We start from the raw sequence: 20,205 nt of genomic DNA on the forward strand, positions 1-20,205 counted from the left end.
TGCAGACAAGGTGGTCCAGTCAGGCAGGCGGGCGATGTGACTCACGGCACAGATCCGTGTCATGCTCGCGTGAGGAACGTCCGCGCGTGAGGGTGCGCGGAGAGTTCCGGGAGCGAGCCTGGAGGGGGCCATTCCTATGCAACGCGCTGCGCACACGCGGATCGCCGGGAGCGACTCCGGCTTCCTCTACATCGAGGGCGAGACGCAGACGTCGACCTGCACCCACACGGTCGTGCTGGCGGCTCCCGCCGCCGACCAGGTGCCTCTCGACCGGGCTCGGCTCATCGCTCACCTGGGGCAGCGCCTGGACCGGACGCCCATGATGCGGCGCCGCCTGCAGCACGTGCCGTTGCGCGTCGGGCACCCGATCTTCGTCGACGACCCCCACTTCGACCTCGAGGCCCACGTACGTCACGCAGAGCTGCCGGCTCCCGGCGGCGACGCCGAATTCCACGACTGGGTCGCAGGCCAGACCGCGGTACGCGTCGACGTCACACGCGCTCTGTGGCACGTGACCCTGCTGGACGGCCTGGCGGGCGGGCGCCAGGCCTTGGTGTTCGCCTTCCACCACGCACTCGCCGACGGGTCCGCGTTGCTCAACGTGATCTCGGAGCTCCTCGACGACCACGCGCCCACGCAGCCGCCGATCGCGACGCCTGCGCAGAGGGCGCCCGCGCCGGCGCGTACGCGGGTCGGTCTCTTCGCCACCACGCTCGCTCGTCAGGTCTTCGTCTGGCTCTCCCTCCCGCTCCTGCTGGTGCAGACGAAACGCCGCTTCAAGGCGGTCGCGGCCCAGCGTGAGGGTGCCGCCACCAGAGTGCCGAGCATGTCGGGTGACGCGCCGCGTACGGTCCTCAACCTCTCGGCCGACAACGAGCGCGGGTACGCCCGGACGCACCTGGCCCTGGACGACCTGAGGCGCGTGCGTCGCGCCGCCGGGACCACCCTCAGTGACGTCGTCCTGACGGTCATCGCCGGAGCCCTGCGCGAACACCTCATCGCTGCAGGTGAGTTGCCCGAGGAGCCGTTGGTGGTGAGCGTGCCGGTCAGCAACGAGGACTCGGCCGCCCCGCCGAGGGTGAGTGGCAACCGCTTCTGCAACTACTACGCGTTCCTGCCGACCCCTGAGGCCGACCCACGGGTCCGGCTCGTGGCGACCGCCGCGAACACTGCCGAAGCCAAGAGTCAGCTCGAGGTCCAGGGCCGCAACACCCTGATCAGTTGGCTGGACAAGATCCCTCCGGCGTTGGGGTACTGGGGGGCCGCGCGGATGACCGATGCGCACCTCGACACCGAGCGGAGTCCTGACTTCAACGTGCTGGTCTCCAACCTCCGGGCCCCCCGTGACGCCATGCGCCTGCACGGGCGGGCGGTCGAGGAGATGATCTTCTCCGGCCCGGTCGCCAACGGTGCCGGCCTCAACATCACCGTCGTCGGCTACGACGACCGGCTCACGTTCGCACTCCAGACCAACCCGAGCGCCGTGCCCGACGCCGCCGCGTTGGCCGATCGCCTGCACGACGCACTGGCCGACCTGGTCAGCGTGTACGCGCCGCGCCCCACTCCCCGTCACAGCCCCGAAGGACAGGTCGTCTGATGCACAGACTCAACGGTGAGGACGCAGGCTTCCTGCACATGGAGATGCCCGGGCAGCCGATGAACTCGATGGCCATCGGGGTGCTCACCGGGGAGCACGCCGACCTCACGCTGGACGACGTACGTGCTCACGTCGCCGGGCGACTCGACGAGTTGCCGTCGTGGCGCTGGCGCATCGTCAAGGTGCCCTTCGACCTCCACCACCCGGTGGCCGTGCGCGACCCCGACTTCGACCTCTCCCGCCACGTCCAGGAGGCCACGATCAAGGGCGGCGAGGAGGAGTTGGAGGCGTGGTTCGCCCACCTCGCCGAGGAGCATCTCGATCCGGACCTGCCGCTGTGGCAGGTGTGGCTGGTCCACTGCGTCGACGGACCCGACGGCCCGCGTCAGGCGCTGGTCGCCAAGTACCACCACGCCTTGGCCGACGGAGTCGCGGCCATGACGACGTTTGCCCGGGTCTACTCCGACACCGACTTCGATCCGCTCCCGCCGATCCCCGGTCACTCGGGGGAGCCCTTCACGCCGGAACGCATCCCCGGGCCCATCAGCCTGTTCGCCTCTGCTCTGTGGGACCTTCTCGTCGCCGTGGTGCTGGTGCTGCCCGGGCTGCTGCTGCGGGCTCGGCGCGGGATCAAGCAGTTCCGGGCCGCACGGGCGCTCAGGGAGGTCGAGGTCCCGAACGGCACCGGTGAAGCGCCGCGCACGCTCCTCAACGACGCCTTCACCGCGCAGCGCCGCTACGTGCGTGGCGATCTTCCGCTCGACGGGATGAAGGAGATCAAGAGCGTCTCGGGCACGACGCTCAACGACGTCGTGCTGGCCGTGGTCGCGGGCGCGTGCGTGCGCTACCTCGAGCCACGAGGAGGTCTGCCCGAGCGGCCACTGCTCACCAACGTGCCGATGTCGGCCGAGCCCGTCGGTGCACCGGCTCGCCAGTTCGGCAACTTCTTCTGGGTCTTCGTCACCTCGCTCGCCACCGATGTCAAGGACCCCTGGGAGCGCCTCCTGCAGATCAGCGCGGTCTCGCGGGCCAGCAAGCGTGAGTTGGAGGCGATCGGTGTCGACCTGGTGCCGCGCTGGCTCGACCTGGTCCCCCCGTGGCTGGCGCGGCGCGGGGTCCGGGACACCGTGGAGCGGCTGCGGAAGGCCGAGACTGATGTCGATGCCTCCATCCTGGTCTCCAACGTGCGCGGCCCTGCGGCACCGTGGAGCATCGGCGGGCGCGTCTTCACCGACCTGCACGTCGACGGTCCCCCGAGCAACGGGGTCGGGTGCAACGTCATGGTCTGGAGTTACGGGGACCGGATGCTCTTCGGCATCCTCGCCTACGCCGACGCGCTCGAGGCGCCGGCCGAGTTCCGCGCTGCGCTGGAGGAGAGCTACGCGGAGTTGCTCGACGAGGCAGCACGGCGCAGCACCCTGCCTGCTGCCTGAGCGCAGGTGGGCGGCCGACGGTCAACCTCAGTGCTTCTGCGCGGCCTGACGGATCGAGGTCGACAACGAGATCAGGTGGCCGATCCTGGCGATCTCGGACTCGAGGAACTGCGGCCCGCCGCGGCGCCCGAGGAGGAAAACCTCGTCGCCCTGCGGCACGGCGCAGAGCACCTGGTTCTCGTCCCAGCTCTCGACGGGGCTGGCGCGGTCGACGTGGACCCACTGCACCGCGTCGGGTGCGGACCCGGTCAGGTCCAGGATCTCCGCCCCGCCATCTGCGGTCTGTTGCATCCGGACGGCCCAGTCGACCCGGAAGGTCATCGGGAGCAACTGGAGCATCCGCTCGTACGCCTCGGCGGGGTGGGCAGTCAGCTCCTCGACGAGCTCGAGGTCCATGAAGAGGGTGGCGCCGGCGTTGTAGCGACTGATCCACAGGACGTTGACGCCATCGAGGGCTGCGCACGCGGAGAGGATCGAGTCGGGCATCTTGCCCGGCGGCAGCTCGAGCAGCACGTCATCCACGGCCGTCCCGTGGGCGGTCTTCTCGACGATGAGGATGGCCTCGATGTCGGCGCCTGCCTCACCGATCGCGCTGGCGACGCGACCCAGCGATCCGGGTACGTCGGGCAACTCCAGGCGGAGCAGGAAGGGCATGGGAGATTCTCCGAGTCAGACAGCAAGTGGTGGGTGAGGCTCGTTTCGATGCCGACGGCCGAGGAGGCCGCTCAGGCGCAACGACCCTCCGACCTTAACGAATCGGCGTGTCAATGACGTTTCGGCACGGGCGCCGAGCGCGCCCTTCTCATCCCTGACGCAGCCGCTCGGCCAACCCACTGGCCCGCTGGGCCGTACGGCCCACGGCGGCGCGTACCTCCGCCTCCGAGCCGATGATGCGCACCTTCTCGCTCGCCCGGGTCACCGCGGTGTAGAAGAGCTCTCGGGTCAGGAGGCGTGACTCCTCCGGGGGCAGGAGCACCGTGACCTCGCGAGCCTGTGATCCCTGGGCCTTGTGGATCGTCATGGCGTGCATGGTCTCGACGTCGCTCATCCGCGACGGCGCGAAGTCGCGGGGTCCCTCGGTGGTGTCGATGACCACCCGGGGGCCCTGGGGGGTCTGGACCACGACGCCCGAGTCGCCGTTGTAGATCCCGTGCGAGTAGTCGTTGCTGGTCACCAGCAGGGGTCGCCCGACGTAGTAGGTCTCGTGCAGCGGGTCGCCGGTGAGGGCACTCAGCCACTGCTCGATCCGCCGGTTCCAGTGGCGGACGCCGTACGGTCCGTCGCGGTGGGCGCAGAGCAGGCGATGGGTGGCGAGCTCGGCCAGGGCGCCGGGGCCGTCTCCCGCGGCGGCGAGGTCACGGGCGCGCTGGGCAACGTCGACGGTGACACGTCGGAGTGACGCGGCGGGGTCCTCGTCGTCGATCCACTCCACGTCGGGGTGGCCGGCGGACAACACCTGGACCACCTCGTCCGGGTCGTCGCCACGCAGGGCACCGGCCAGGAGTCCGATGCCGCCGTCGAAGCGGTGACTCGTCACCAACGCCGCGACGGGGGAGTCGGCCCGGTCGCGGTACCCGTCGACGAGGTCGCCCAGCACTGCGCCGGCGTCGACCGACGAGAGCTGGTCGGGGTCGCCCACCAGGATCAGGCGCGCGTCAGGGCGCACCGCCTCGAGAAGGCGGGCCATCATGGTGAGCGAGACCATCGACGTCTCGTCGACCACGACGACGTCGTGCGGCAGGCGGTTGGTGCGGTGGTGGCGGAAGCGGGTGTGGTTGCCGGGGTCGACACGCAGCAGCCGGTGCAGGGTGCTGGCCCTGAGGCCGTCGAGCCGGGCGAGGTCGGTGGGGTCAAAGCGTCGGGCCGAGTCGCGTACGGCCTCCTGGAGGCGGGCTGCTGCCTTGCCGGTGGGAGCAGCCATGGCGATTCGGACCGTCTGGCCACGCGCTGCGTACTGTTCGTGCAGCGCGACGAGGAGCCCCGCGACCGCAGTCGTCTTGCCGGTGCCGGGCCCGCCGGTGATCACGGTCGTCCACTGGCTCGCGGCCCGCAGACAGGCCTCCCGCTGCTCGTCGTACCCGGCGTCGGGGAAGACCCGGGCCAACGAGGCACGCATCAGGGCGAGGTCGTGCTCGGGGCCTCGCGCGGCGCGCTCGGTCAGGTCGTCGAGGACCTGGGTCTCCTGCTCGTGGTAGCGGTCCAGGTAGAGCAGGGTGCCGGACCAGCGCAGCACCCCGAGCTCGACGAGCGGGCTGGAGGACACCGCGGCCATCCACTGGGCGGGATCGGGCCAGGGGAGCTCCGACAGGTCGCTGGGCTCGGTCTCCTGCCCCGCGCCGGCCAGCGAGCCTGACGCGGCCGGAGGGTCGCTGGCAGCGAGCGGTTGTGGCACCTCGAGCAGGTCGTCGGCCACGGTCGCCAGCGCCAGGCAGACCGAGCCACTGCGGACGGCGCGGCAGGTCAGCGCCACGGCCAGCAGCACCATCGGGTCCGTCTCGCCGGCGATCTCGCCCACGGCGTGCGCCACGTGCACGTCGCCGGCGGTGATCACGCCGGCCCGGTTGAAGTCGGCCAGCAGCCCGGTCTCGGAGAGCACCAGCCTGGGGTCGTGGTCGTCGGTGCGGACGAACAGGTCACTCATGCCGGACTCCTCTGGCTCAGGTCCGGGGCGCCGTCGAGCAGGGCGGAGAGCTCGTCGACCAGGGGGACCGGCGCCCGCCAGGAGAAGATCCCGCAGGGCATGCCGTGCACGATCGGGGTCTCGGGCCCGCACATGCCGCGCAGGTAGAGGTAGAGCACGCCACCGAGGTGGGTCTCGGGGTCGTAGTCGGGAAGGCGCCAGCGCAGATAACGGTGCAGCACCACGGTGTAGAGCAGGGCCTGCAACGGGTAGTCGGAGTGCGCCATGGCCTCGTCGAGCATCTCGGGGCGGTAGCTGTGCGCGGTCAGGGGCGCCTCGGCGTCGCCGAGCCAGTTGGTCTTGTAGTCGACCGTGACGTAGCGCTGCTGACCTTCGACGTCCACGCGCATCACGACGTCGATGGACCCGGTCAGGTAGCCACGCAGGGACTGTTGCGCCAACTCCGGGTCGGACTCCAACTGGTCGGCGTAGCCCAGCAGGGGGTCGTCGGTTGCCAGGTGCCGGCGCATCATTGGGGCCAGGTCGCCGAGAGTGACGTCGGTGACCGGGTAGCCGAGCACGTCCCCACCGGCCAGCGGCAACTCAAAGTCGAGCTCGCGCAGACGGTCCGTCATCGCCACCTCACTGAGGGTGCGGTGGCCGGTGAGCGGGCCCATCGGACTCGTGCTGACGGCCTCCAGAGCTCGTACGAGCTCGTCGACGAACTCCGCGCGCGCCGCTGCATCGGCCGTCGGCACGGGCCACCAGACCAGCTGCTCCACGACGTGGTGGCGCAGCTCTTCGGCGTAGTCGGCGGCCGCGGGGTCGGCGTGCTCGAGCACGGCGTGCACCAACGATCCGAAGGTCGCACCCTTCGGCAGGTTGGCCATCGGGGAGGGGACCGTCAACAACTCGGGCAGGTCGGGGTCGGCGGAGAGCACCGCCACGGTCTCCTCGTCGGCCATCTCGGGGAGCTCTTCGGGCTCGGAGAGACCACGGTCGTACGCCGCCTTCGCGGCCGAGACGGCCGAGAGGGAGGAGTACGACGTACGACGCCAGGTCGCGTCGACGGTGCGGGTGAACGTACGGGCCGACAGGTCGCCGCGGCCCAGGACGAGAGGATCCGTGTCCGGGGCAGGGTGGGAGGCCACCTCAGGGACGAACGCACCGGCGTCACGCCAGGCTCCGAAGATCTCGACCAGACGCTGGTCGTCGACCAGGGGCTGTTCGACGGGCACACCAGGCTGGTCGGGGCGCCTTCCCAGGAGCATCCGGTGCAGGGGGGAGCCCGGGGTGTTGTTGCTGGGTGCATACCAGGCCACCACCTGGGACTTCGCTCGAGTGAGGGCGACGTAGAGCAGGCGCAGGGACTCGGCCGCGTCCTCGAGGCGGTAGCGCTCCAGGTGCTCGTTCAGCCACGGGCTGGAGCCGCCGACATCGCGACAACGCTGACCCGTGGAGTCGTGGAAGAGGGGGACGTCGGGGTCGCGGCCGGTGTAGCGGTCCCACAGGGTCGGCAGGTAGACGACCGGGTACTCCAGACCCTTGCTGCCGTGGATGGTGACCAGCTGGACCGCTTCGGCGTCGGAGTCGAGGCGCCGGGTGCGGTCCGAGGTCACGTCGAGCTTGTCGTCGCTGACCTGTTGACGCAGCCAACCCAGGAGTCCGACGACGCCGAGCCGCTCCTCCACGGACACCTTGTGCAGCAACTCGCCGATGTGGTGCAGGTCGGTGAGGGTGCGCTCGCCCCCGATCACCCCGAGCACCCGCTCGGTGAGACCGCCCAGCACGGCGCACTCCGTCACGGCGGCGACACCGCGCGCGTTGAGCACGCCGGCCAACGTACGCATCTCCTCCGCGAGCTCGTCGGTGAGACTGCCACCACCGACGGTGGTGTCGGCGTCCAGGACGGCGGCGCTGCAGGAGAAGAAGGAGGTCAGGCCGGCGGCCCGGACCCGGTCGCTGCGGTGTGGCTGCTCGAGCGCTTCCAGCAGCGTCAACCACTCGGTGGCCGCCGGGGTGTGGAAGACCGAGCCGCCGGCGTTGACCACGGCAGGGACCCCGAGGGACTGCAGGGCCACCTGCACGGCCTGCAGGGTGTTGCGACGAGCCGCCAGCACGGCCACCTGTCCGGGCTGCAAGGGCTCGCCCTCGAAGGTGGCGCCACTGGTGAGGAGCTTCTTGACGTCACGGGCGAGGTCGGTGACGACGTGCTCGCGCCACTGGTCGACCCCCACCTTGGAGCGGGGGCCGGCGCCGAGCTCGGCACGCCTGACCACCCGCATCCGGAACGGCGCCCCTGCCCCGGCGAGCCGCGACCCCGCGTGACGGGCCTCGACCGGGTGGACCACGATCTCGGGAGAGCCGAGCTCCGAGCCGTGCAGCATCGTCTGCACGGCATCGACGAGCGCCTGGTCGGAGCGGTGGTTGATGCCCAGGGTCTGGCGCTGGGTGCTGAGTCCGGCTGCCTCCAGGTAGGAGACGATGTCGCCGCCGCGGAAGGCATAGATCGCCTGCTTCGGGTCGCCGATGAGGACCAGGGTGGCGACCCCGGCGAAGGCGCGTTGGAAGACCTGCCACTGGACCGGGTCGGTGTCCTGGAACTCGTCGATCAGTGCGATCCGCCAGCGTCCCTGCATCCGGAGGCGTGCCGGTGAGTCCGCTTCCTCCAGCGCATCGGCGAGCTGGCTGAGCAGGTCGTTGTAGCTCAGGATCCCGAGTCGCCTCTTGCGGGCCTCCACCTCGTCGAGGACGCTCTGGGCGAAGCGGACCCGATGGGCCGCTGACGAGTCGGGTGCGTCCTCCAGCGCTGCGGCGGGTTCGAGCCGCGAGCTGGGGTCATCGACGACGGCGCGGGCGATCTGGAGCGCGGTCTCCCGGCTCCAGGGGGGAGAGGCCAGACCGGAGAACCGTGCCAGGTAGAGGTCGTCGACCACTTCGGTGGTGAGTTGTTCGAGGTCTTCGACCAGGGTCGCGTCGGAGTCGGTGTCACCGGCGACGCCGAGGCTGCGCAGCACCAGCTGGCAGAACTGGTGGATAGTGGCGATCGTGGCCGCGTCGAAGCTGGTCAGGGCGTCGGTGAGGCGTACCGCCCGGGAGACCAACTCCTCCGGCGACGCGTCGAGGAGCCACCCGTGCAGTGCGTTGCCAGGATCCGCGCTGCTGGCGTCGGCCACGACTTCGGCGGCCTCGTAGAGCTGACTGCGGACCCGGTCGCGCAACTCCTGACTGGCGGCACGGGTGAAGGTGACGACCAACAACTCGTCGATCCTGGCCTCGCCGGAGGCGACGTAGCGGGTGACGAGGGCGGCGATGGTCCAGGTCTTGCCGGTGCCGGCGCTGGCCTCGAGCAGCGTCGTGCCGGTGGGCATCGGTCCGGTGATGTCGAAGGGTTCCATGGGTCAGATCCCCTTGATCTGTTCGCGCTCGCCGGTCAGCAACGGGCCCCAGACGCGCCAGGCGTAGTGGCCGAGGCGGTGGGGGGCGACATGCCCACCCTGCGCGAAGTCGTCCGGATCAGGCTCTTCGGCGTTGTGGGCCCGCAGACTCAGTGCGGCCAAAGTGTCTTCACCCGTGCGTGGGGCAGCGGTGAGCACGCGGTAGGGCGCAGCCTCTCCGAAGGCGCGCACGTGCCAGGCGTCGGCGTCCTCCTTCGGGAAGCCGGAGTCGCTGAAGGCCGGCGTGAGCCACTCACGCTTTGCGGGTCGGTCAGGGTCGGCGTCTCGTCCTTGCACCACGTGACAGAACTCCTCGGCCCATGCCAGTGAGGTCCTGAGCGGCAGCGGGAGGGGCTCGCGCAACCCCTGCTGTTGCACGGCGACCAGATCCCGCAGCCAGGCGCGGGCCTCGTGCTGCGGCAGGGGTTTGATCATCGAGGCCTTGCCCCCCGAACGGAACTTGCCGATCGTGTGGACGGTCCAGTTCTCGTCAGGGGCACCCGCTGCGAGCGCGAGGGCGTTGATCCAGGCAGCCAGCCGGTGCTTGGCGCCCAGGCTGGAGAAGGAGACGGTGACCAGGTTGTTGCCGAAGATGTTCGTGACCGTGCCGGTGAGCCGGTGCGAGCCGAGGTCGACGTCGACGTCGAGCGTGCGCGGGGTGCCCTTCCTCAGGCTGAGGGCGTGCAGCACCAGGGGACGTACGGTGGTCTCGATCTCGTCGAGGACGGCGCCCCCCAGCTCTCGCGGCGGGAGCAGTCCGCGCAGGCGCTCGGCGTGCTTGGCGTCGCGAGGGTCGGCGCCGGCCAGGATGTCGTGGACCAGTCGATCACCCACGTCCCAGCGTTCGAGGCCGTCCAGGGTGATCGGCACGGAATCCTTGTCCTCGTCACCGTCGAGCGGCATGCTCACCCGCAGACGCGAGCGCAGGAAGCCCTTCACCGGGTGCTTGTAGAAGTCCTGCAGGTCCTCCAGCGAGACCCCCGGTTGGGTGCCGGGTATCTGGCTCGACTCGCTGGTCGCGGGCAGGGGCGTCGGCACGAGTTCGCGGATCGCCAGCCGGGGGGAGCGTGCCGCGGTGGCACCCGCCAACGCCTTCTGGTCGAAGGTGAAGGGAGTGTCGCCGAGGAGTCGGCCGGGGACCAGGTTGGCCTCGTCGAAGGGTTGGAGCGGGTGCTGCACCAGGGCCTGGGTCCGTACGCTCGCCCCGTCGGGCCGGGTGGCGGTGCGGTCCAGTGCGTCGATCAGCTCTCCCAGGGGGACAGCCGGTGGGTGCGCGGCCCCGGTGTGCTCGCCCCGCCCGCTGTAGGTGACGACGAGGGTCTCGGTCGCGGCGCCGATCGCGTCCAGCAGGAGTTGGCGGTCCTCCGAGCGCAGATCGCGTTCGCCGGTGCGCGGTGCGCGGGCCAGGACGTCGTCGCCGTCGACGTGGGCGTTGCGTGGGAACGTCCCGTCGTCGAGTCCGACCAGCGCGACGACCCGGTGGGGCACCGAACGCATCGGCACCATCGTGCAGACGGTGAGGGTGCCCGTACGGAAGTTGGAGCGGGTGGGGCGCCCGCGCAGTCGCTGTGCCAGCAGGGCACGGACGTCGGCGTGACGCAGGCGGGTCTGGCTGTCGCCCGAACCCGCAGCGATGCGTGCCATCTCGCGTTCGAACTGGGCGCTCTGCCAGGTCTCCTCACGCGGCACGGCGGTGAGGCCGCGTACGCCGGCGAGGAGCGCTGCACTCCAGTCGCCTGCGGTGATCGAGCCCTGGGCTCGGGTGGTGAAGTCGCCGAGTCGTTCGAGGAACTCCGCGAAGCGACCGAGCAGCTCGAGGTCGCCGTCACCCACGTCGTCCAGCGGCAGCGTCTCGCCGATCACGCGGTGTCCGAGGCCGGAGACGGCGGCACCGAGCAGGATGCGGCGCATCCCGGTCAGCCAGGTGTTGTTGTCCAGGTCGAGCCCGAACTGCTGACGGTGCGTCGGGTCGTGGCCCCAGCGGATGCCGGCCTCGCGGACCCAGTCCGTGATCCGCTCGAGGTGGTCATCGGTGAAGCCGAAGCGTTCACGCACCGGGTCGGTGGAGGCCAGGTCGAGCACCTGCGTGGCGGTGAGCCGGCTGCCGGAGAGCTCGACCAGCGTGGCCGCCGTGCCGAGCAGCGCGTTGGTGGCGCCCAGGGCGCGGTCGGCGAGCCGGACCCGCAACTGGTGGGCCGGGTGGGCGCTCTGCTCCTCGGTGACGTCCGCGAGCCCGAAGCCTGCCGAGATCAGGGGCGCGAAGCTCTCGATGTCGGGACACATCACCAAGATGTCGCGCGGCTCGAGGGTGGGGTCGTCCTCCAGGAGGCCCACCAACACTTCACGCAGCACGTCGACCTGGCGAGCCGAACCGTGTGCGGAGTGGATCTGCACGGAGTGGTCGTCGGCAGTGAGGGTGCGGGCCGCGACTTCGGCGGTCGACGGCGCGGCGTTGGCCCGCAGGTCGTGCTGCAACCACCCCAGGAGGGTCTGGGGGAGCGCAGGGTCCGCACTGCGCTCGGCGGGCACCGGCCCCAGGGACCGGCGCAACTCGCGGGAGTCACGCCCCAGAGAGGCGAGAAGAGGATGACCGACGGCGCGCGCAGAGGTGTCGTCGGCCCGGCGTACGGCGCCTTCTGCTGCCGCGTGGCCCAGGGCATCCCACAGGACGGGGGAGGGCTGGGGCAGCCACAGGTGCACGTCGCGCAGGTCGCCGAGACCCTTCAACAGCTCGATCTCGGTCGAGGGCAGGCGCGTGTGGCCGAAGAGGGAGAGTCGGGGAGGGAGGTCCAGCCCGTCGCCACCGGCACGCAGCCGCTCCAGGGTGGAGGCGTGCCTCAGGTCGGGGGCGGGCTCCTCGACGCGCTGCTCGAGCCGTCGCCACAGCTCCGCCTGCCACACCAGGTCGGGGTCGAGGGCCCCCCCCGCGCCGTCGAGGTCGCGCCCGTCGCGCCAGTCGGCCAGGAGTTGGGGGCGCTGCACGGCGTACGAGGCGAACAGCCCTGCGAGCCGACGCGAGACCGCGAATCGGCGTGACTGACGCGGGTCGTCCTCGGCACCGTGACCCAGATGGGCCGCCAACGTCTTGAAGGGCGCCTCCCCGAGTGAGGCGTCGATGACCTCCAGCAGGGGCCAGGCGAGGTGGTCGGGCGCCCACGGGTCGTCGTGCTCCCGACCCAGGAGCAGGGCGACGAGGGAGTGCGGGGTGAGGAAACGTACGCCGGCGCAGACCCCGTCGCCACCACGTGCCCCCGTGCCGAGGCGGTGGGAGAGCCGTTGGGTCAGCCATCGCTCCACGCCCCGGGCCGGGACCACCACCACCTCTTGGGTGAAGGGGTCGGCCAAGGGGGTCGACAGCAGCCTCGCCAGGTCGTCGGCGAGGCGGTCGGTCCGGGTGGCGTGGTGAAGGGTCAGCGACACGGTGGTGAGCATGCCACGCGGCGCCGACAGGAACTGTGCGTCTCCGGGTCAGTCACTCGGGGCGGGACGGAACAGCTGCACTGCGGCAGTGGCGGCGAGCACCCCGCCACCGAAGACCAGCACCAGACCCGGTCCGGGCATCCAACCGCCGGTGCCGACGAGGTTGAGCAGGTGCACCACCTGCCAGGCGGGCACCAGCGTGGCCACGGCAGCGAAGATCGCCGCCTGCACCGCACCGATCCGCCGCAATCGGGCCGGGATCAGTGCTCCGGCGAGGCCGAGCATCGCGGCGTAGAACGTCCAGAGTCCGGCGCCGCTGGCTCCGGAGATCGAGCCCACGGCAGTGTCGATCCAGGGCAGGAAGGAACCGAACAACACCATCGCGACGGCGCCGGCCAGTCGGCGCTTCGCCGGGTCGGCCCGTCGGCGCGTGCGGATCATCGTCGTCGTGGTTGCCCCATCGCTCATGCAGCCGACAGTACGGACTTCGGTCAGGTATGCGGGAGGTCAGCGGGCGAGAAAGTGCCTCCGGGACACGATGAACGGTGGGTTCGGCGCGACGAGTGGTCGAAATCGGGCTGTTCGAGGGTGGATGGCGACGCGCGCCGCCACTGAACGACGTATCCCTACCGTTGAACGGAAAAGTGATCTGTATCACATTCAACTCTTGACCAGTTTCCGTCGCCACTGCTTCGCTGCAAGTCAGGACAACCGATCCACCTGACTGGGGAGGGGCCACCACCGTGGACGCAACGCAGCGCCGGACGTACTGGCGCAGAAACCTGAGACTGCTGGCAATACTGCTCACGATCTGGGCGCTCGTGTCGTTCGGCGCGGGCATCCTGTTCGTCGAACCGCTCAACGAGATCGTGGTCGCCGGCTTCCCGGTCGGCTTCTGGTTCGCCCAGCAGGGTTCGATCATCGTCTTCGTCATCCTGATCGCGGTCTACGTGACCCGGATGGACAAGCTCGACGCCGAGTTCGGCATCGACGAGTACGAGGAGGAGGTGCACCACTCATGAGCGACATCCAGCTCTGGACCCTGGTGTTCGTGATCCTCACCTTCGGCACGTACATCGTCGTCGCCTACCGCAGCCGGGTCAGCACCACGTCAGGCTTCTACGTCGCGGGCGGAGGCATCCCGGCGCCGGCCAACGGCGCTGCCATCGCGGCGGACTGGATGAGCGCCGCCTCCTTCATCTCCATGGCCGGGATCATCGCCTTCGCGGGCAACGGCTACGGCGGCTCGGTCTACCTCATGGGCTGGACCGGCGGCTACGTGCTCCTCGCGCTGCTGCTGGCGCCGTACCTGCGCAAGTTCGGCAAGTACACGATCCCTGACTTCGTCGGTGACCGCTACAACGAGACCGCCCGCATGGTGGCGGTCGTCGCGGCCATCGTCGTCTCCTTCGTGTACGTCGCCGGGCAGATGGCCGGTGTCGGTCTGGTCTTCACCCGTTTCCTCCAGGTGGACTCCACCACGGGGGTCATCCTCGGTATGGCCATCGTCTTCTTCTACGCCGTGCTCGGCGGGATGAAGGGGATCACCTGGACCCAGGTCACCCAGTACAGCGTGCTGATCGTGGCCTACCTGATCCCGGCGGTCGCCGTCTCCGCGAAGGTGACCGGCATGCCGGTCCCGATGGTCGGTTTCGGACAGATCCTCCAGGAGCTGGACGCGCTTCAGACCGAGCTCGGCATCCCCGAGTACACCGCGGCCTTCGGCAGCACCAACATGTTGAACATGGTCCTGATCACGGCCGCACTGATGTTCGGTACGGCCGGTCTGCCGCACGTGATCGTCCGCTTCTACACCGCCAAGAGCGTACGGGCGGCGCGCTACTCGGCACTGTGGGCGCTCTTCTTCATCGCCCTGCTCTACACGACGGCCCCGTCGGTGGCAGCGTTCAGCAAGCTGCAGATCATCAAGGACGTCAACGGCACCGCGCTGAGCGACATGCCTTCGTGGTTCAACACATGGTCTGAGGTCGGTCTGATCACCCAGGCCAACGGCTCGCCGATCTCCGACCTGGGCGCCAACGCCACGGTCGCCTACAACGACATCCTGATCAACAACGACATCATCGTGCTGGCCTCCCCCGAGATCGGTGGCCTGCCGGCGCCGATCGTGGGTCTGGTGGCGGCAGGCGCACTCGCCGCAGCGCTGTCGACGGCGTCCGGACTGCTCCTGGTCATCTCCAGTGCAGTCGCCAACGACGTCTACTTCAAGAAGATCAACCCCCAGGCCACCGAGGCGCGGCAGCTGATGGTCGGTCGCATCGCCATGGGTGGCGCGATCCTGGTCGCCGGATACCTCGGCATCAACCCTCCCGGATTCGTCGCCCAAGTCGTGGCGCTGGCGTTCGGACTCGCGGCCGCCAGCTTCTTCCCGATACTCGTGCTCGGCATCTTCTGGAAGAACTGCACGGCCATGGGTGCCACCGCCGGAATGATCGCCGGACTCGGCACGACGATGGCCTACATGTTGTGGACCATCGACATCTACGGCAACGGCGAAGGCTTCTTCGGGATTCTGGAGACCGGCTTCGGCACGATCGGCATGCTGATCAACTTCGCGGTGACGATCATCGTCTCCCAGTTCACCCCGAAGCCGAGTCCGGTCATGCAGGAGTTGGTCGAGGAGATCCGCTACCCCGGCCGCAGCAGGCTCGTCGCGCTGCATGCCGAGGGTGCGCTGGATGTCGAGGGTGACCTCGACGCCGGGGGCACCGGCGGCAAGCACTGAGCGAAGTCGCACACGGTCGACGCCGGGGAGGCTGCGTCCCCGGCGTCGACTGACGTACGCACCTAGTCGCGACGTGCGAACCGGGCGCGCAGCCAGGCCCGCAGGCGCTGCGTCCAGCTCTCCCGAAGTCGTACGTCGCCCAGGCGTGACACGCCTCCGGTGCTGATCTCCGCGGCCTGCGCCAGGTAGAGCTCTGCACACGCGATTGCGTCGTTGAGGGCGTCATGGGCCTTGGCCGGCGCCAAGCCGTAGTGCGCGCGGGCCCGCCACAGGCGTAGCGCCCCGCGCGGGATCTCTCCGTGGCGCGACAGCAGACGTCGTTGCAGCACCAACGTGCACACGACGGGAGGTGCGGGTGCGCGTTCGCCCACCGCGCGAAAGGCGGCATCGAGGAAGGCCACGTCGAACGGCGCATGGTGCGCCAGGAAGGCACGCCCGGCCAGCGCCTCTCGCAGCTCGGCCAGGACCGCGACGAGCGGCCGGCCTTCCTCGAGGTCGTCGTGGGTCAGGCCGTGGATCGTGACCGCCCCGCCGGGGTCGTCGTGGCGCACGACGAGGCGCCGTGCCCCCGACAGATCGATCCGGGAGCCGTTCACCGGCACCCATCCCACGGCCAACAACGTGTCATGGCCGGCCTTGAGCCCGGTCGTCTCCACGTCGACCGCGAGCAGGGGCAGTGTGGCCAGCGGGGTCCGGTCGTCGGGGGTCACGTCATCTCGCGCACGGGATAGTGCTGCGCGATCGCGCCCTGCGCGAACCGGATCACGCCGAACGCCGCCTTCAGGTGCCGTTTCTCGAACTGGCTCAGCGACGAGGGGTCGACCCTGTTGTCGGGCGCCTTCCCCGCCCGCACCTGCTCGACCTGGTGGAGCAGGCGTACGTGGGCCAGGAACTCCCAGGCGTCTCGCAGGTCGGCTCCCAGCACCGGGCTGAGGAGGCGCGCGGCGACGGCGTCCTCGAGCCGGGCGAGCGTGGCGGTCGACTCCGAGCCGCACGCCAGCGCGTGCAGCCGGGCGATCTCGACGATGGTGTTGATCCCGCCACGCTTCACGTCGAGGGTGTCGCGGTGCTCCCCGGAGCGGTCCACGACGAGTCCGCGGAAGAACCCCAGCGGGGTGTGGTGCGACGCCGCCGCGGCCGCCATGTGGGCCAGGAAGATCGGTGCCCCCTGTGCGGCGCGACGCTGCGTGAGTTCCAACTGCGCGGTTAGCGCGGGATCTCCGTACTGGTGGCGCAGGTCGAAGAAGACGCTGGCCTCCAGGACGGCGTCGGGGGTGGGGGTGCGCACCCACCGCAGCACCTGGGCCTGCCAGGTGACGAGCGGTTGGCGCCACTTGGGGTTCGTGGCCATCTTGTCGCCGCGGCAGCGCGGGTAGCCGACCGTCTCGAGGCCGCTCGTGACGAACTCGGCGAGGTCGCGGAACCAGGCCGCATGCTCCTCGGGGCGGTAGTCGTCGTGCAGCAGGAGTGCATGGTCCTGGTCGGGCGCCAGAGCCTGCTCGAAGCGAGCTCTCGAGCCGAGCGTGAGCCAGGCGTACGGCACCGGGGGCGGCCCGAGCTGCTCCTCGGCCAACGTGATCAGTCGCTGCTCGATCGCGTCCGCAACGGTGGTGACGACGCGTCCGGCGTCCGGCGCGGAGGTGCCCTGGCGGACCAGGCTCATCACCACGCCCTGCAACCGGGCAGCCAGGTCAGCGACGCCGGCGACGTCGGGCGCCTTGGCGATGTCGCCGACCAGGAAGACGGGGCTGGTCTGCTGGAGCCGCAGCAGGTCGGTGGCCGTGATCATGCCGCTGGGTCGGCCGTCCTCGACCACGGGCAGATGGTGGATGTTGCGACGCCCCAACTCGAGCAGGGCTTCCAGCGCGAGGGCGTCAGGGCCGATGGCCCTCGGGTCGGGCGTCATGACCGCGGAGACGGGCGTGGCCGGGTCGACGCCGGCGGCGAGGACCCGCGTACGCAGGTCGCGGTCGGTCAGGATCCCGACCAGGTGCTCCTGGTCGATGACCAACACCGAGGAGATGCGCTCCTGCGTCATTGCTTGGGCAGCCTCCAGGATGGTGGCGTCGGCGCGGATCGTGACGGGCGCACGGCGTACGAGGTGGCCGACCTTGCTCGTCAGCACGGCTCGGTCGGTGTCGCTCATGTGTTGCTGGCGCTGGCGGGTGACCGCTTCGTGCAGCTCGCCGGCGCGGTCCTCGAAGAAGTCGGCGAACTCGACGTACCGGCGACCGAGGTCGTGGAAGAGCTCCGCCGGGCACGCCAGGACCAGGGTGTCCTCGATCGTGGTCACGCCGAGTGGTTGCGGACTGCTCGTCGCCAGGGCGCCGCCCCCGATGCAGGTGCCGGCGCTGCCCCGCTCGAAGAGGTTGCCGTCCGTGTCACGGAACTCAACAGCCCCGGACCGTACGACGAGCAACTCGGTGGGCGTACTGCCCTCGGCGAGCACGACGCTGCCGCGACGGTGATAGCCGATGCTCAACCGGGACGGGAGCGACTCCAGGACGTTGGGCGGCAGGCGGTCGAACGGTGCGTGGGAGGCGAGGAAGTCCCGGATCTCAGCGAGCTCGACGTCGAGGGCCATCAGGCCATCATGCCTGTTCCCCCTCCTGTCGGCTGGCTCTCACGCCCAGGATGACGCCGAGGCCTGTCAGTCCGATCCAGGCAGCTGTCCCACCTACGCCAGCCAGCCCGAGCCCGATCACCGGGTTCAACCATGGGGCAGACGGTCCCGAGGCCGCCTCCATGGCCTCGTTCGTCTCAGGCCAGGTCAGTGTCGCCAGAGCCAGACCGGCGGCCAGAGCGACGAGCCCTGCCACGGCGAGCTGCCAGATGAGGGACCGGGCGTGTTGTGGGCTCACGGGGTGAGTGTGGCAGGAGCCGGCTGGTCACCGGGCACGATCGTCCAGTTCGGAACGATCCCCTCTCGCGTGGCCAGCACCGCCCCCAACTTCTCCATGCCCCGCGACGAGTGGCTCTTGACCGTGCCGGACCCGATGCCGAGCTCGCGCGCGGTCTCCTCGACCGAGAGGCCGAGCCAGTGCCGCAGAACGATCACCTTGCGCTGCATGGTGGGAAGGCCCTGCAGTGCGTCGAAGAGGGCGGACCGCTCTTCGGGTGGCAACCCCGATCTCGCGGCCGGGTCGTGCCCGTCGAGCCCGGACCGTTCGCGCCGCCAGGGACGTCGACTCTCGTCGATGTTGGCCCGCACGATGATCTGCCGGGTGTACGCCTCTTCGCGACCGTCCTTGTGCACCCGGGGCCAGGCGACGAACAGCTTGGTGAGCGCGGTCTGCAACAGGTCATCGGCGCGGTGCCAGTCGCCGCACACCGCATAGGCCACGCGCCGGAGATGGGCCTGGCGGGCCGCAACGAACTCGCTGAACTCGTCGTCTCTCGAGGCTCTGCTCATCGCAGGCCGTCACCCGAGATGTATTCGACGCTGGCGTAGGCCACGAGCTCATCCAGCGTTTGGTCGGCGACTTCGTCGGGACCGAGGGTTAGCACGTCGAAGGCACCGTCGAGCACCCTCCACACCACGAAGTAGCGCCCATCCTCGCCAGCGGGCGAGACGATCGCAGCGCCCGACGTGGCGCCCTGCGGGGCGAACGAGGGGCCGAAGTCCAAGCCGTCGGTGCGGTCGAAGACCTGGGTGCCTGCGGTCGGGACGACCTCGCCCTGGTCGGTGATCCGCATGGTGTCGGGCCAGCCGCTCCCGGTGCCGCTCACCTGGTCAGAGACGTAGGCGGCGAAGCTCGCCCAGCCGTTGTCGGGGGTCGTGGCGGACGAAGCGCCGCCCGACACCGGGTCCCTGTTGATCAGCAGCCACTGTCGCTTGCCCTTCCAGGTCACGTCGAGCGCGTCGGAGAGCCCTGGCGACGCGTAGCTGTAGGGGTTCTTGATGTGCTCGTGGACGACCACCTTCGGACGGACCTGGAGCTCTCCGTCGACGTAGCGGATCAGCTCTCGCTCCGCCCACGGGGCCTGGGCCGGGGCTGTTGCCGATTGCGAGGCGCTCGGGGTGTTCGAGGAGAGCGGATCCACCGCCAGCCGGTCAGAGTCGCTCGGAGTGCTGGGTGAGATGGCGTACCAACCCGTGGCCAGCACGGCGGTCGCTGCGAGGCCGGCGACCCCGGTCGCCGCCCGACGTCGCCGCAGGGCGCGTCGACCGGCCCTGACGTGGTTGTCGATGGGAGTGAGCGGGGGACCGTCGCCGATCGCCCGGTCCAGTTGTTCGTGCAACGTGTCCATGGTGTGCCTCCCGTAGTTCCAGCCTTTCATTGGAATACGGAGTGTGTCGGGGAATGGTTGTCAGGGCTGGCCGGAAAAGAGAAGGCGAGTCCTGCCGTCACCTGGCGCTGCGTATTGCGATCCTGTGCTGCCGAGGAGAGGTGGCGTACGTCATGACTGAACGCGCCGACGGCGTGCCCGGCTCCGTCCGTGGTGCCAACTCAACATCCCTGTCCGGTGTGGCCGCGTGCCTGCTGGCAGGCCTTCTCGTCCTGGCAACTGCGGTCCTGGTGCTGGTGCCCAACTACGTGTACGCCGACACGGCGTCTGGGGACGAGATCTTCTTCTCCTGCGGATCCGCGATCAGTCCCGACGTCGTGCCACCCGAAGAGCCCGGGCTGTCCAGGTGCTCGGCGATCTCCGAGAAGCAGGCTCGAGCGGGGATCGTGACGCTGGTCGGCGCTGCGATCCTCTTCGGCATCGGGATCCCGCTGATCGTCCGGCGCTACCGGCGGGCGCGGACGCCGCGGTAGTCACCTTGCCGTGGTCTCCACAGCAGAGCTCGGGAACGACAAAACCGCAGGTCATCCGGTGGATGTCCTGCGGTCCTGGTGTGGTGCGCCTGTAGGGATTCGAACCCCAAACCTTCTCATCCGTAGTGAGATGCTCTATCCGTTGAGCTACAGGCGCGTTGCCGCTGCGGGCAGCGACTCGTAGAGATT

Annotated in this window: 15 protein-coding genes and 1 tRNA gene; 5 read left to right on the top strand and 11 right to left on the bottom strand. The window is 69.9% G+C overall.

What is annotated here, in order from left to right; genetic code table 11:
* The first annotated feature begins 136 nt into the window (after nt 1-136).
* Both DNK52_RS08650 and DNK52_RS08655 read left to right on the top strand, forming a co-directional pair.
* The gene (locus DNK52_RS08650) at nt 137-1,597 is read left to right on the top strand and encodes a wax ester/triacylglycerol synthase family O-acyltransferase (protein WP_110240542.1); all 1,461 of its coding nucleotides are present in this window, start codon (nt 137-139) and stop codon (nt 1,595-1,597) included.
* The gene (locus DNK52_RS08655; RefSeq protein ID WP_110240543.1) at nt 1,597-3,030 is read left to right on the top strand and encodes a wax ester/triacylglycerol synthase family O-acyltransferase; all 1,434 of its coding nucleotides are present in this window, start codon (nt 1,597-1,599) and stop codon (nt 3,028-3,030) included. Before DNK52_RS08650 ends, DNK52_RS08655 begins: the two co-directional genes overlap by 1 nt.
* 27 nt (nt 3,031-3,057) lie before the next feature.
* On the opposite strand, the gene DNK52_RS08660 is transcribed toward DNK52_RS08655, so the two are convergent.
* The 5 genes from DNK52_RS08660 to DNK52_RS08680 form a co-directional block, all read right to left on the bottom strand.
* Nucleotides 3,058-3,684: an ACT domain-containing protein gene (locus tag DNK52_RS08660; RefSeq protein WP_110240544.1), complete on the bottom strand. Its 627-nt coding sequence runs from the start codon at nt 3,682-3,684 to the stop codon at nt 3,058-3,060.
* A gap of 148 nt (nt 3,685-3,832) precedes the next feature.
* On the bottom strand, nt 3,833-5,671 hold the full coding sequence (recD, locus tag DNK52_RS08665) for an exodeoxyribonuclease V subunit alpha (protein WP_110240545.1): 1,839 nt from the start codon (nt 5,669-5,671) through the stop codon (nt 3,833-3,835).
* Nucleotides 5,668-9,048 carry a UvrD-helicase domain-containing protein gene (locus DNK52_RS08670; RefSeq protein ID WP_110240546.1) on the bottom strand — a complete coding sequence of 1,127 codons (3,381 nt, stop codon included), beginning with the start codon at nt 9,046-9,048 and terminating at the stop codon, nt 5,668-5,670. Before DNK52_RS08670 ends, recD begins: the two co-directional genes overlap by 4 nt.
* Before the next feature lie 3 nt (nt 9,049-9,051).
* Nucleotides 9,052-12,507, bottom strand: a complete 3,456-nt coding sequence (gene recC / locus DNK52_RS08675; protein ID WP_110240667.1) for an exodeoxyribonuclease V subunit gamma — start codon at nt 12,505-12,507, stop codon at nt 9,052-9,054.
* Nucleotides 12,508-12,555: 48 nt separating this feature from the next.
* Nucleotides 12,556-12,975 (bottom strand): hypothetical protein, encoded by a 420-nt coding sequence (locus DNK52_RS08680; protein ID WP_204163451.1) that lies wholly within the window; start codon nt 12,973-12,975, stop codon nt 12,556-12,558.
* A gap of 275 nt (nt 12,976-13,250) precedes the next feature.
* Here DNK52_RS08680 and DNK52_RS08685 point away from each other — a divergent pair, with 275 nt between their 5' ends.
* Both DNK52_RS08685 and DNK52_RS08690 read left to right on the top strand, forming a co-directional pair.
* Nucleotides 13,251-13,529: a DUF4212 domain-containing protein gene (locus DNK52_RS08685; protein ID WP_110240547.1), complete on the top strand. Its 279-nt coding sequence runs from the start codon at nt 13,251-13,253 to the stop codon at nt 13,527-13,529.
* Nucleotides 13,526-15,253, top strand: coding sequence for a sodium:solute symporter family protein (locus DNK52_RS08690; protein WP_110240548.1), 1,728 nt, complete (start codon nt 13,526-13,528; stop codon nt 15,251-15,253). Before DNK52_RS08685 ends, DNK52_RS08690 begins: the two co-directional genes overlap by 4 nt.
* A gap of 62 nt (nt 15,254-15,315) precedes the next feature.
* Here the strand turns inward: DNK52_RS08690 and DNK52_RS08695 are convergent, their stop codons facing one another.
* The 5 genes from DNK52_RS08695 to DNK52_RS08715 are packed head-to-tail and all read right to left on the bottom strand — an operon-like array spanning nt 15,316 to nt 19,504.
* A complete protein-coding gene (locus tag DNK52_RS08695; protein ID WP_110240549.1) occupies nt 15,316-15,963 on the bottom strand; it encodes a 3'-5' exonuclease in 648 nt (215 codons plus the stop codon).
* Nucleotides 15,960-17,837: a putative nucleotidyltransferase substrate binding domain-containing protein gene (locus DNK52_RS08700; protein WP_110240550.1), complete on the bottom strand. Its 1,878-nt coding sequence runs from the start codon at nt 17,835-17,837 to the stop codon at nt 15,960-15,962. The genes DNK52_RS08695 and DNK52_RS08700 overlap by 4 nt, the downstream gene beginning before the upstream one ends.
* A gap of 7 nt (nt 17,838-17,844) precedes the next feature.
* Complete coding sequence (locus DNK52_RS08705) at nt 17,845-18,114, bottom strand: hypothetical protein (RefSeq protein WP_110240551.1); 270 nt, start codon at nt 18,112-18,114, stop codon at nt 17,845-17,847.
* Nucleotides 18,111-18,665 (bottom strand): SigE family RNA polymerase sigma factor, encoded by a 555-nt coding sequence (locus DNK52_RS08710; protein WP_110240552.1) that lies wholly within the window; start codon nt 18,663-18,665, stop codon nt 18,111-18,113. The genes DNK52_RS08705 and DNK52_RS08710 overlap by 4 nt, the downstream gene beginning before the upstream one ends.
* On the bottom strand, nt 18,662-19,504 hold the full coding sequence (locus DNK52_RS08715; protein ID WP_110240553.1) for a hypothetical protein: 843 nt from the start codon (nt 19,502-19,504) through the stop codon (nt 18,662-18,664). Before DNK52_RS08715 ends, DNK52_RS08710 begins: the two co-directional genes overlap by 4 nt.
* 152 nt (nt 19,505-19,656) lie before the next feature.
* Here DNK52_RS08715 and DNK52_RS08720 point away from each other — a divergent pair, with 152 nt between their 5' ends.
* A complete protein-coding gene (locus DNK52_RS08720; protein ID WP_162598696.1) occupies nt 19,657-20,016 on the top strand; it encodes a hypothetical protein in 360 nt (119 codons plus the stop codon).
* Nucleotides 20,017-20,097: 81 nt separating this feature from the next.
* Here the strand turns inward: DNK52_RS08720 and DNK52_RS08725 are convergent.
* Nucleotides 20,098-20,173, bottom strand: a tRNA-Arg gene (locus tag DNK52_RS08725).
* Nucleotides 20,174-20,205: the final 32 nt, after the last annotated feature.

Source organism: Nocardioides gilvus, assembly GCF_003194605.1.
Lineage (GTDB): Bacteria > Actinomycetota > Actinomycetes > Propionibacteriales > Nocardioidaceae > Nocardioides > Nocardioides gilvus.